Origin of the sequence: Luteimonas yindakuii, assembly GCF_004803715.2 — a bacterium.
Taxonomy (GTDB): Bacteria; Pseudomonadota; Gammaproteobacteria; order Xanthomonadales; family Xanthomonadaceae; genus Luteimonas; species Luteimonas yindakuii.
Genome location: NZ_CP039383.2, coordinates 453,450 through 465,352, shown reverse-complemented (window position 1 = coordinate 465,352; position 11,903 = coordinate 453,450). Strand labels below are relative to the sequence as shown.

The 11,903-nt window shown below is 70.4% G+C and carries 7 protein-coding genes; 1 reads left to right on the top strand and 6 read right to left on the bottom strand.

The genetic code is table 11. The features are described from left to right. Positions 1 to 226: 226 nt before the first annotated feature. The 3 genes from purL to xerD all read right to left on the bottom strand — a co-directional run bounded on the left by purL (position 227) and on the right by xerD (position 6,264). Entirely contained in the window at positions 227 to 4,210 is a 3,984-nt protein-coding gene (gene purL, locus E5843_RS02080) for a phosphoribosylformylglycinamidine synthase (RefSeq protein WP_141065611.1), read from the bottom strand. Between the two features lie 134 nt (positions 4,211 to 4,344). Next, the gene (locus tag E5843_RS02075) at positions 4,345 to 5,178 is read right to left on the bottom strand and encodes a DsbC family protein (RefSeq protein ID WP_136413000.1); all 834 of its coding nucleotides are present in this window, start codon (positions 5,176 to 5,178) and stop codon (positions 4,345 to 4,347) included. Positions 5,179 to 5,271: 93 nt separating this feature from the next. Continuing rightward, positions 5,272 to 6,264 (bottom strand): site-specific tyrosine recombinase XerD, encoded by a 993-nt coding sequence (gene xerD / locus E5843_RS02070; protein WP_136412999.1) that lies wholly within the window; start codon positions 6,262 to 6,264, stop codon positions 5,272 to 5,274. 110 nt (positions 6,265 to 6,374) lie between these two features. Between xerD and E5843_RS02065 the strand changes: the two genes are divergently transcribed. Continuing rightward, positions 6,375 to 6,845, top strand: a complete 471-nt coding sequence (locus E5843_RS02065; RefSeq protein WP_136411672.1) for an RDD family protein — start codon at positions 6,375 to 6,377, stop codon at positions 6,843 to 6,845. 98 nt (positions 6,846 to 6,943) lie between these two features. Here the strand turns inward: E5843_RS02065 and E5843_RS02060 are convergent, their stop codons facing one another. The 3 genes from E5843_RS02060 to E5843_RS02050 all read right to left on the bottom strand — a co-directional run bounded on the left by E5843_RS02060 (position 6,944) and on the right by E5843_RS02050 (position 11,863). Continuing rightward, a complete protein-coding gene (locus E5843_RS02060) occupies positions 6,944 to 9,790 on the bottom strand; it encodes a valine--tRNA ligase (protein WP_136411671.1) in 2,847 nt (948 codons plus the stop codon). A 104-nt stretch (positions 9,791 to 9,894) separates the two neighbouring features. After that, positions 9,895 to 10,317 (bottom strand): DNA polymerase III subunit chi, encoded by a 423-nt coding sequence (locus E5843_RS02055; protein ID WP_136411670.1) that lies wholly within the window; start codon positions 10,315 to 10,317, stop codon positions 9,895 to 9,897. 67 nt (positions 10,318 to 10,384) lie between these two features. After that, on the bottom strand, positions 10,385 to 11,863 hold the full coding sequence (locus E5843_RS02050) for a leucyl aminopeptidase (RefSeq protein ID WP_134675055.1): 1,479 nt from the start codon (positions 11,861 to 11,863) through the stop codon (positions 10,385 to 10,387). Positions 11,864 to 11,903: the final 40 nt, after the last annotated feature.

Below are 11,903 nucleotides of genomic sequence, written 5' to 3'. Positions count from 1 at the left end.
TCAAGCAGAGGCGTCGGATGTCAATCTGCCGACACAAGGTGACGAGATTCGTCACAAATATGACTGTGCGTGATGGAGGCCCAGCCTTCGGCTCCGGGATTGACCGGACGGCGAGACGGATTTACGTCGTGACGCCGGCCAGCAGCACGACCGGCGCCCGGTGCATCGCAACGCAACAAAAAGCCCGCCTTGCGGCGGGCTCGTTGGATCACCGGGAGGGGAACCCTCAGCCGATCGCGCGACGGGCGTTGCGGAACATCCGCAGCCACGGTGAGTCATCCGGCCAGTCGGCCGGGTGCCAGCTGAAGTTGAGCGTGCGCAGGGTGCGCTCGGGGTGCGGCATCAGGATGGTGGCGCGGCCGTCCACGCTGGTCAGGCCGGCGATCGCATCCGGCGAACCGTTGGGGTTGGCCGGGTACATGGTTGCCGGGGCACCCGAGCTGTCGAGATAGCGCAATGCCACCACCGCCTGGCCGGCATCGACGTCGCTGTCGAAGCGGGCCCGGCCTTCGCCATGGGCGATGGCGACCGGGATCCGCGAACCTTCCATGCCCTGCAGCAGCATTGACGGCGACGCCTCGACACCCAGCAGCCCCATGCGCGCCTCGAACTGCTCGCTGCGGTTGCGCAGGAAGCGCGGCCAGTGCGTGGCACCGGGAATGATGTCCCTGAGCTGCGACATCATCTGGCAGCCATTGCATACGCCGAGCGAGAACGTGCCTTCGCGCGCGAAGAACGCCGCGAACGCATCGCGCAGGTCATTGCGCTCGAGGATCGAGGTGGCCCAGCCACGGCCGGCACCGAGCACGTCCCCGTAGCTGAAGCCGCCACAGGCGACCAGGCCCTGGAAGTCGCCCAGCTGCACGCGGCCGGCGATCAGGTCGCTCATGTGCACGTCGATCGCGCTGAAACCGGCACGGTCGAAGCCGGCCGCCATCTCGGTCTGGCTGTTGACGCCCTGCTCGCGCAGGATCGCCACCCGCGGCCGCACGCCGCGCGCGATGTAGGGCGCGGCGATGTCGTCGGCGGGGTCGAAACCGAGCACCGGTTTCAGACCCGGATCGTCGAAGCGGCGCGCCGCGGCACGTTCCTCGTCGGCACAGTCCGGGTTGTCGCGCAGCCGCTGCAGCGCATGGCTCACCGACCACCACGCATCGAACAGCGCCTCCCAGCGCCACTCCGCAAGGACGTCGCCCTCGTCGAGCACGCGGACCGCCGGCGCCGTGGTCGGGCGCGCGATGCGCTGTGCGCACTCGACGAGCCCATGGCGCGAGACCAGGTCGGCGAACTCGGCACGGTCGCCCACCGCGATCTCCACCACGGCGCCGAGTTCCTCGTTGAACAGCACGCGGAACACGTCGTCGATGCGATCCTCGCCCCAGCCCGCGAGGTCGATGTCGAGGCCGACGTGCGAGCAGAACGCCATCTCGCACAGCGTCGCGAAGGCACCGCCGTCCGAACGGTCGTGATAGGCCAGCAGCAGGTCCTGCTCACGCGCATCGCGCACCAGTTCGAACAGCGCGCGCAGGCGCTCGGGCTGGTCGAGGTCGGGGCAGGCACCGCCGAACGCGCCATGGCACTGCGACAGGATCGAGCCGCCCAGGCGCTGGCGGCCGCCACCGAGGCCGAGCAGCCACAGCTCGGTATCACGACGGCCCGACAGCAGCGGGGTGAGCTGGCGGCGCACGTCGGCCACCGGCGCGAACGCGGTGACCACCAGCGACACCGGCGACACCGCCTTCTGCGCGCCATCCTCGCCCTGCCACTGCGCCTGCATCGACAGCGAATCCTTGCCGACCGGGATCGACAGGTCGAGCGACGGGCACAGTTCCATGCCGACCGCACGCACCGCGTCGAACAGCCGCGCATCCTCGCCGTCGTGGCCGGCAGCGGCCATCCAGTTCGCCGACAGCTTGACCTGCTCGAGCGACGCTACCGGCGCCGCGCAGAGGTTGGTGATCGCCTCGCCCACGGCCATGCGCGCGGCGGCAGCGGGATCGATCAGCGCCAGCGGCGTGCGCTCGCCGATCGCCATCGCCTCGCCGGCAAGGCCGTCGAAGTCCGCCAGGGTGATCGCGCAGTCGGCCACCGGCATCTGCCACGGACCAACCAGCTGGTCACGCGCGGTGAGGCCGCCGACATAGCGGTCGCCGATGGTGATCAGGAACTGCTTGGAGGCCACGGTCGGGTGCGCCAGCACCTTCAGGCCGGCCTCGTGCAGGTCGAGCGTGCGCCCGTTGAGCACCGGCCAGCGCGCCGCGGCCGGGCGCTCGGCATCGCGGTGCATCTTCGGCGCCTTGCCGAACAGCACGTCCATCGGCAGGTCGATCGGGTGAGCGGTGTACGCCGGCGCACCGGTCGCGTACACGGCGTCCACCGTCGCGCCGTAACCCACCACCAGCCGCTCCTCGGCGGTGGCATGGCCGACGACCGCGAACGGGCAGCGCTCGCGGTCGCACAGCGCCGCGAACTCCTCCACCCGCTCGGGTGCGATGCCGAGCACGTAGCGTTCCTGCGACTCGTTGCTCCACAGCTGCATCGGCGACAGCGACGGGTCGTCGCTGGGCACGCGGTCGAGGTCGATCACGCCCCCGACGCCGGAGTCGTGGAGCAGTTCCGGGATCGCATTGGACAGGCCGCCCGCGCCGACATCGTGGATCGACAGGATCGGATTGCGCTCGCCCAGCGCCACGCAGCGGTCGATGACCTCCTGGCAGCGGCGCTCCATCTCCGGGTTCTCGCGCTGCACGCTGGCGAAGTCGAGCGCTTCGTCGCTGCTGCCGCCGGCCACCGAACTGGCGGCACCGCCGCCGAGGCCGATCAGCATCGCCGGACCGCCCAGTACCACCACCGCCGAGCCCGGCTGCAGCGGCAGCTTGGCCACCTGGTTGCGGTCGATGGCACCAAGGCCGCCGGCGAGCATGATCGGCTTGTCGTAGGCCCAGGTGATCCCGGCGTCGGGCTGCGCGAGCTCGAAGCTGCGGAAGTAGCCGGTGAGGTTGGGACGGCCGAACTCGTTGTTGAACGCGGCCGCGCCGAGCGGGCCGTCGAGCATGATCTCGAGCGCCGGCGCCAGCCGGGGATTCAGCGCGCGCGGCTCTTCCCAGGCCTGCGGCAGCGTGGGAATGCGCAGGTGCGAAACGGAGAAGCCGCACAGGCCGGCCTTCGGCTTGCCGCCACGGCCGGTCGCGCCCTCGTCGCGGATCTCGCCACCGGCACCGGTGGACGCACCGGGGAACGGCGAGATCGCGGTCGGGTGGTTGTGGGTCTCGACCTTGATGCAGAACGCACTGTCGACCAGCGGTTCGGCGCGGTATTCCTGCGTCTGCGGGTCGGGACGGAAGCGCCGCGCGGGGAAACCTTCCACCACCGCGGCGTTGTCGCTGTAGGCGGTCAGCGTGTACGCCGGCGTCTGTGCGTGGGTGTGGCGGATCATGCCGAACAGCGACTTCGGCTGCGCCTCGCCGTCCACGGTCCAGCTGGCATTGAAGATCTTGTGCCGGCAGTGCTCGGAGTTTGCCTGCGCGAACATCATCAGCTCGACGTCGGAGGGATCGCGCCCCAGCTGCCCGTAGCGTTCGCGCAAGTAGGCGATCTCGTCCTCGGCCAGTGCAAGGCCCCGCCGCTCGTTGGCGGCATCGAGGGTGTCGAGCGGAATGCGTTCGAGTTCGCCGCGCGCAGGTACCGCGAACAGTCCCGCGGCCTCGTCGTGGCCGGCCAGCAGCGACTGCGTCATCGGATCGTGCAGCAGGCGCTCGAGCGCGATCTCGATCCGGGAACGGGTAGAGCTGTTATCCGGGCCCGTCATTGCCCCGAGACGTGGCGACGGCGCGGGTTCCGCTGCGGCCGGACGCGCGGCCTCGTGCGGCCATCCAGCCACGTCCAGGCGCATGCCGCGCTCGACGCGGTGCACCGGCAGGCCGGCGCCGCGCAGCAGTTCGGTGGTCTTGCTCGCCCACGGTGAGATCGTGCCCAGCCGCGGGGCGACGAAACGCGACACCGCGCCTTCGGCCGGTGGTTCGACGCCATCGCGTGCCTGCAGGATGCGCCGCAGGGTGGCCGTGTCCGGCGTCGCACCCGGCTCGGGATCGACCCAGTAGACATGCCAGGCGCCAAGCAGGCGCAGGTCGGGCGCAACGGTGAGCAGACGGGCTTGGAGGCGCTCCAGTCGGAACGCTGACAGGGCCGGCAGGCCCTCGAGGACGATCATGTCCGGAAGCTGCGTGGGACGGGCCCGCTATTGTAGCGGACCCCGCCACCGCGGCCCTGCATGACCCCGCGGCGTGGCTGCAGGGCCGGATGGGCCAGGTCAGGCGACCCGGCCGCAGCCCTGCGCAGCCGCGGTCAGCCGCCGATCGTGGCGGCGGCGCTGCCGTTGTTTTTGGCGAGATCGTCCAGCGCCGCGCGCAATGCCGCCGGCGGCATGTAGCCCGGCAGCTGGGTGCCGTCCTCGGCAATGATCAGCGGCGTGCCGCTGAGGCCGATGCGCTGGCCGAGTTCGTAATGCATCGCCACCGGATTGGTGCAGCGGCGCGAGGGCACGGTCTTGCCGGCCTTGGCATCGGTCAGCGCCTGCTTGCGATCCTCGGCGCACCAGACCGCCTCCATCGTGCGGAAGTCCTCGCTGGCCGGCCCCATGCGCGGGAACGCAACGTACTGGATGGCGATGCCCTGGCGGTTGTACTCGTCGATCTCCTGGTGGAGCTTGCGGCAGTAGCCGCACTCGACGTCGGTGAACACGGTGACGGTATAGGTCGGCGCCGGCGGGCCGAACACGATGCGGTCGCTTTCCGGCACCTCGGCCAGCAGCGCGCGCCGCACCTTCGCCAGCCCTACTTCGCTGAGGTCGCGGCGCTGCTCGATGTCGAACAGGCTGCCCTGCAGCAGGTAGCGGCCGTCATCGCTGACATACAGCACCTGCCCGCTGACGATCACCTCGCGGAAACCCTCGATCGGCGCTGCGCCCACCGCATCCACTTCGACGCGCGGGTTGATCTTGCGGATGGCTTCCACCGCACGGCCGTCGGCACTGGCCGGATCCACGTCGAGCCGGGACGCCGGGACGGCGCCGCTGGCTGTGGTCGCATCGGCGTCGCGCTGGGCGTCGGGCGCGGGCGCCTGCGCACAGGCGGTCAGGCTGAACGACGCGATCAGCATCGCGGGCAGCAACAGCTTCATGGCTGGGGTCATCGTGTGGATCCGGCCGCGCGCGGAGGCGGCCTCGAGGAACGGGGGATTGTGGCATGCCGCACCCGGACGCCCGCTGAGCGCTCAGGCGCGCGGATGGTGGCGGGCGTGCAGCCGCTTGAGCTGTTCGCGCGCGACCAGCGTGTAGATCTGGGTGGTCGACAGCGAGCTGTGCCCGAGCAGCATCTGCAATGCGCGCAGGTCGGCGCCGTGGTTGAGCAGGTGGGTGGCGAAACTGTGGCGCAGCGCATGCGGGCTGACCCGGGCGGGATCGATGCCGGCCGCCGCGGCATAGCCCTTGACCATCGACCAGAACCGCTGCCGTGACAGCGGCTGTCCGCCCCGGCCGAGGAACAGCAGGCCGGTGGCGGGCGGCGCGGAGCGGGCGGGCGAGGCCGCGGCATCGCCGCGCGCGGCCAGCTGCGCACGCGACTGCGCCAGGTACTGCTCCAGCCAGTGCTGTGCCTCCTCGCCCAGCGGCACCAGGCGGTCACGGCTGCCCTTGCCGGTCACCCGCACCACGCCCTGGCGGAGATTGACCCCATTGGCCGCCAGCCCGACCAGCTCGCTCACCCGCAGGCCGCAGGCGTACATCAGTTCGAGCATCGCGCGGTCGCGCAGGCCTTCCACGTGACCGGTATCCGGCGCCGCCAGCAGGGCTTCGATCTGGCCCTCGGTCAGCGCCTTCGGCAGCAGCCGGCCCTGCCGGGGTGCGTCGAGCAGCGCGGTCGGGTCGTCACTGCGCGCACCGCGCGCCACCAGGCCGGTGAAGAACATCCGCAGCGCCGACAGCAGCCGCGCATTGCTGCGCGCGGTGAAGCCGTGGCGTGCACGCCACGCGAGGTAGTCGAGCAGGTCCGCGCGCCCCGCATGGGCGACGCCGCTGCCGCGGCCATCCAGCCAGCGCGCCAGCAGCACCAGGTCGCTGCGGTAGCTGTCGAGCGTGCGCCGCGCCAGCCCGCGTTCGGCCCACACGGCGTCGAGGCAGCGGTCGATGGCCAACGCGTCGCCATCGGCCAGCGGCGGCAACGACATGGACGCGAGACGACGGTCGGCGGGCGTGGACATGGCGCGCAGGGTAGCGGGTGGCGAAGCGTTTGCCGCGGTTTCGCGTGCAGGCACGCGTACGCAAACTGCGATCGCCGCGACCGTGCGGGGCCGCTCTTTGTCGGCGGTATGCTTTCGCGATGAGCGAACACGATGCCGCTGCCGCACGCATGCGCCCCTGGATCGGCTGGCGCCTGGCCGCACTGTTCTACGACCTGTGGCCGGCGCTGGCGATGTGGTTCGCACTGGGCTTCGTGTTCGCGCTCGGCCACACATTTCTCGGGCACCACGATCCACGCGAGAACATCGAGCCGCTGGGTGCGTTGCAGTGGCTGCTGTGGGCGTGCTGCTGGATCGTCACCGGCCTGTATGCGGTCACCAGCTGGCAGCGTGGCGGGCAGACGCTGGGCATGCGGCCGTGGCGGTTGCGGCTGGTCGCGAACGAGGATGGTGCGGTGACGCGACGCGCCTTATGGCGGCGCTACGCGATCGGCACGCTGTCGCTGCTGGCCGGCGGCCTCGGCTTCTGGTGGGCCTGGTTCGACCGTGACGGCCTGACCTGGCACGACCGCGCCAGCGGCACGCGGCTGCTGCGCGAACCGAAACGCTGACACGACCTGCCGCGGATCGGGGTGGATGACGGCGGGTGCGCGCCGGCCATGCGCATCCGCTTCGCATCATCCGTGGCACCTTCGCGCCGTAATCCGCCTTACAGGCGTGCGCGCTGCGCGGCCAGTCCGTCGCGCTGCGCGGTCCAGTCGGCCAGTCGCTGGCGTTCCTGTTCCACCACCGCGGCCGGTGCATTGGCGACGAAGGTGGCGCTTCCGAGCTTGCCGTTGCACTTGGCGATCTCGGTCTCGACGCGCTTGAGTTCCTTGTCCAGGCGCACGCGTTCGGCGTCGAGGTCGACCAGCCCTTCCAGCGGCACGAACAGGCGCAACTCGCCCACCACCGCGGTGGCGGACGGCGGCGGATCGCCCTCCACGCGTTCGATGCGTTCCAGCCGCAGCAGGAACGCCAGCGACGCGGCAAAGCGCTCGAGCCGGGCCGCTTCCTGCGCACCACCGCCCTGCACCAGCAACGGGACGTGACGCGCCGGTGGCACGCCGAGCTCGCTGCGTACCCGGCGCAGCGCCGACACCATCTGCTTCAGCCACTCGATGTCGCCCGCGGCCTGCGCATAGGCCGATGCGTCGATGTCGCCGGCCTGCGGATACGGCTGAAGCGACACCGTCGCCGCTTCGATGCCCAGCCGCGGCGCCACCTGCCGCCACAGCTCCTCGCTGACGAACGGGGTCAGCGGATGCAGCAGGCGCAACAGCGCTTCGAGCACGTACAGCAGCGTATGACGGGTGCTGCGCGCGGCATCGGCGTCGTCGCCGTTGAGTGCCGGCTTGGCCAGTTCGAGGAACCAGTCACAGACCTCGTTCCAGGCGAACTCGTACAGCGTCTGTGCCAGCAGGTCGAAACGGTAGCCGGCGAAGTGCTCGGCGGCCTGCGCGCTGGTGTGCGCCAGCCGCGCGAGGATCCAGCGCTCGGCATCGGTGCGCGGCTGCGGCACGCCGTCGAAGCGCGCGCCTTCGGTGTTCATCAGCACGAAGCGCGTCGCGTTCCACAGCTTGTTGCAGAAGTTCTTGTAGCCCTCGGCGCGGCCGAGGTCGAACTTGATGTCGCGACCCGGACCGGCCAGCGCGGCCATGGTGAAGCGCAGTGCGTCGGCGCCATGCGCGGCGATGCCCTCGGGGAACTCGCGGCGCGTGGCCTTCTCGATCTTCGCCGCCATCTGCGGCTGCATCAGCCCGCCGGTGCGCTTGGCAACGAGCTCGTCGAGCGCGATGCCGTCGATGATGTCGATCGGATCGAGGATGTTGCCCTTCGACTTCGACATCTTCTGGCCGTCCTTGTCGCGGACGAGGCCGGTGATGTAGACGTCGCGGAACGGCACCTGCCCGGTCAGGCGGTCGGTGACCATGATCATCCGCGCCACCCAGAAGAAGATGATGTCGAAACCGGTGACCAGCACGCTCGACGGCAGGTAGCCGTCGAAGCCGCGCTCGCGCATGGCGGCGTCATCGGGCCAGCCCATGGTGCTGAACGGCCACAGCGCCGACGAGAACCAGGTTTCCAGCACGTCGCTGTCCTGGCGCAACACGACATCGGCGCCCAGCCCGCTGCGCGCACGTGCGTCGGCTTCGTCGCGGCCGACATGCACGTTGCCGGCGTCGTCGTACCAGGCCGGGATGCGATGCCCCCACCAGAGCTGGCGGCTGATGGTCCAGTCCTGGATGTTGGCCAGCCAGTGGCGGTAGGTGTTAATCCAGTTCGGCGGCACGAAGCGCACCGCACCCGGCTGTCCATTGATGCCTTCGACCAGCTCCAGCCCGCGCCGGCCCATCGCCTCCATCGCCACGAACCACTGGTCGGTCAGATACGGCTCGATGACCTGGCCGCTGCGATCGCCACGCGGCACCTGCAGCTTGTGCGGCTTCGTTTCCACCAGCAGGCCGGCCGCCTGGAGGTCGGCCAGCACCGCCTTGCGCGCGTCGTAGCGGTCGAGGCCGCGATAGGCCTCCGGCGCGTTGTCGTTGACGCTCGCGGTGTCGGTGAACAGGTTGATCATCGGCAGGCCGTGGCGCTGGCCCACCGCGTAGTCGTTGAAGTCGTGCGCCGGGGTCACCTTGACCACGCCGGTGCCGAACGCGCGGTCGACGTAGTCATCGGCGATCACCGGGATCCCGCGCGCGGCCAGCGGCAGCTGCACTGTCTTGCCGATCAGCGCCGCATAGCGTGGGTCTTCCCGATGCACCATGACCGCGGTGTCGCCGAGCATGGTTTCCGGACGCGTGGTGGCGACGATCAGGTAGTCGCGGGTCTCACGCAGCAGCTCGTTGCCGTCGGCGTCGACCTCCACGTGCTCGTAGCTCGCACCATCGGCCAGCGGGTAGCGGATCGACCACAGGAAACCGTCCTCCTCCTCGCTCACCACCTCGAGGTCGGACACCGCGGTCTGCAGTACCGGGTCCCAGTTGACCAGGCGCTTGCCGCGATAGATCAGCCCGTCCTCGTGCAGGCGCACGAAGGCCTCGACCACCGCCGCGGAAGGGCCCTCGTCCATCGTGAACACCTTGCGCGACCAGTCGCCCGACGCGCCCAGCCTGCGCATCTGCCGCTCGATGGTGTCGCCCGACTGCGCCTTCCACTCCCAGACTTTTTCGATGAAGCGGTCGCGGCCGAGCGAGTCACGCGTTTCGCCTTCGCCGGCAAGCGCGAGGTTGCGCCCGACCACCATTTCGGTGGCGATGCCGGCGTGGTCGCTGCCGACCTGCCACAGCGTGCGGTAGCCGCGCATGCGGTGGTAGCGGATCAGCGCGTCCTGCAGCGTGTGCTGGAACGCGTGGCCCATGTGCAGGGTGCCGGTGACGTTGGGCGGTGGCAGCAGGATCGAATAGGCCGGGCCATCGCCCTGCGGCGCGAACACGCCGGAGGCTTCCCACTCCGCGTACAGGCGGGACTCGAAGGCGCGGGGATCGTAGCTGGACGGGAGCTGGTCGGTCATGGGCTGGCGGTTCGCGATGGTGGCCGCCTTCCCCGCGGGGAAAGCGCCGGAAAACAGGCGGGCGAACCCGCCGGATGCCTCCCCGGACGACCGGGGAGGACGGTTCACATGTCGTGCTTGGCCGGCTCGATGCCGCGTGCGCGGTACTGCTTCCAGCGTTCGCGCAGCGGCTCGCGGGCGGCGGGATCGGCCGGCACCACCTCGAGCACGCGCTCGAAGCCGTCCGCCACCGCGTCATCGCGCAGGTTGATCACCAGCGCGCGCAGCGACGGGTCGCAGGCCGGCGTGGCGATCAGCACCGGGCATTCGTCGTCTTCCTCGTCACCGGCGATCTGGTGCGGAATGAAGACGTCGTCGCCCATGTCCCACAGCTGGTCGTCGATCGCCTCGGCCTGGGCCTGGTCGCGGGCGAGCACCAGCGTCCACTGGCCGCTGTCGTAGGCCTTGCGCGCGAGTTCGGCGACCAGCCGCAGCGGCTCGTCGCGGAAGCGCGGCTTGGCGATGAGGTAGAAGTCGGCGCGTGGCATCGGTGGGCGGGCGTCGGGGTTGGACCGGGACGGGTCGAAGCGTGCTTCGCCGTCCCGATCCGCGCCGTCAGGCGGCCTGGTCCATCAGCCACTGCGACAGCAGGCCGACCGGGCGGCCGGTGGCCATGCCCATCTTGCCGCTATCGCTGGCGCTGCCGGCGATGTCGATATGCGCCCAGCGCTGGCCCTCGGTGAAGCGCGACAGGAAGCAGCCGGCGGTGATCGCCCCGCCCCAGCGGCCGCCGATGTTGTAGACGTCGGCGAACGCGGAATCGAGCATGCCCTGGTATTCGTCCCACAGTGGCAGGCGCCAGGCGCGGTCGAAGACCTGCTCGCCGGCGGCCAGCAGCTCGTTGGCGAGGTCGTCGTGCTTGCTCATCAGGCCGCTGGCCTGGGTGCCCAGCGCGATCATGCAGGCACCGGTGAGCGTGGCCACGTCGACGAGTGCCTGCGGCTCGAAGCGCTGCGCGTAGGTCAGCGCATCGCACAGGATCAGGCGGCCCTCGGCGTCGGTGTTGCCGACCTCGATGGTCTTGCCGGACATGCTGGTGATGATGTCGGAGGGGCGGTAGCTGTTGCCGTCGATGGCGTTCTCCACCGCCGGCACCACCACGCGCAGGTTGATCGGCAGTTCCAGCCCGACCGCCGACACGAACGTGCCCAGCACGGTCGCCGCGCCGCACATGTCGAACTTCATTTCCTCGATGCCGCCCTGGGTCTTCAGGTTCACGCCGCCGGTATCGAAGGTGATGCCCTTGCCGACCAGCACGTAGGGCTTGGCATCGCCGCCGTTGTTCCACTCCAGCACGATCAGCCGCGGCGTGTTGGCGGAGCCGCGGGCGACCGCCAGCAGCGAACCCATGCCGAGCTCCTCCATCTCCTCGCGCTCGAGCACGGTGCATGCGGCCTTGTCGAAGCGCTTGGCAAACGCCTGCGCCTGCTCGGCCAGGTAGGCCGGGGTGCAGATGTTGGGCGGCAGGTTGCCGAGCTCACGGGCGAACTCGACGCCATTGGCGATGGCGCGCCCCTGCGCGAGTGCAGTGGTGTCGTCGCCGGCAATCGCCAGCGCCTTCAACCCGGTCTCCTCGCGCTTGCGGTTCTTGGCGCCGAGCGTCGCGGTGTAGCGGTAGGCGGCGTGGCCGGCGGCCACCACGGCCTGGCGCACGCGCCACGCGGCGTCGTGGCCGGGCACGTCGAGCTCGGTGAGCGTCAGCAGCGCACTGTCGACGGGACCGGTGCGCAGCGCGCGCACCGCATCGGCGACGGCCTTGAGGTATTGCGGCGTAGCGAACTTGTCCGCTTCGCCCAGGCCCACCACCAGCACGCGCGGGGCGGCGACGCCATCGAGGTCGTGCAGCAGCGCGGTCTGGCCGGGCTTGCCGGCAATGTCGCCGCGCTCGACCAGTCGGGTGAGGCGTCCGCCGGAGGCGGCGTCGATCGCCTGCGCCGCCGGTGACAGCTGTTTGCCGGTGAACACGCCGACCACGACACAGCCGGTGTCGACGGTCGTGGGCGCTTGCTGGTTCAGGGTGAATTCGAGGGTCATCAAGGAAATTCCGTGGGGTTCTGGGGCCGGCCGCGCGCTC

Bases quoted from the DNA above. Each gene is read 5' to 3' on its own strand.
- E5843_RS02075 (WP_136413000.1), bottom strand. From the start codon at position 5,178: ATGAAGCTGTTGCTGCCCGCGATGCTGATCGCGTCGTTCAGCCTGACC.
- E5843_RS02050 (WP_134675055.1), bottom strand. From the start codon at position 11,863: ATGACCCTCGAATTCACCCTGAACCAGCAAGCGCCCACGACCGTCGAC.
- E5843_RS02060 (WP_136411671.1), bottom strand. From the start codon at position 9,790: ATGACCGACCAGCTCCCGTCCAGCTACGATCCCCGCGCCTTCGAGTCC.
- E5843_RS02065 (WP_136411672.1), top strand. From the start codon at position 6,375: ATGAGCGAACACGATGCCGCTGCCGCACGCATGCGCCCCTGGATCGGC.
- E5843_RS02055 (WP_136411670.1), bottom strand. From the start codon at position 10,317: ATGCCACGCGCCGACTTCTACCTCATCGCCAAGCCGCGCTTCCGCGAC.
- purL (WP_141065611.1), bottom strand. From the start codon at position 4,210: ATGATCGTCCTCGAGGGCCTGCCGGCCCTGTCAGCGTTCCGACTGGAG.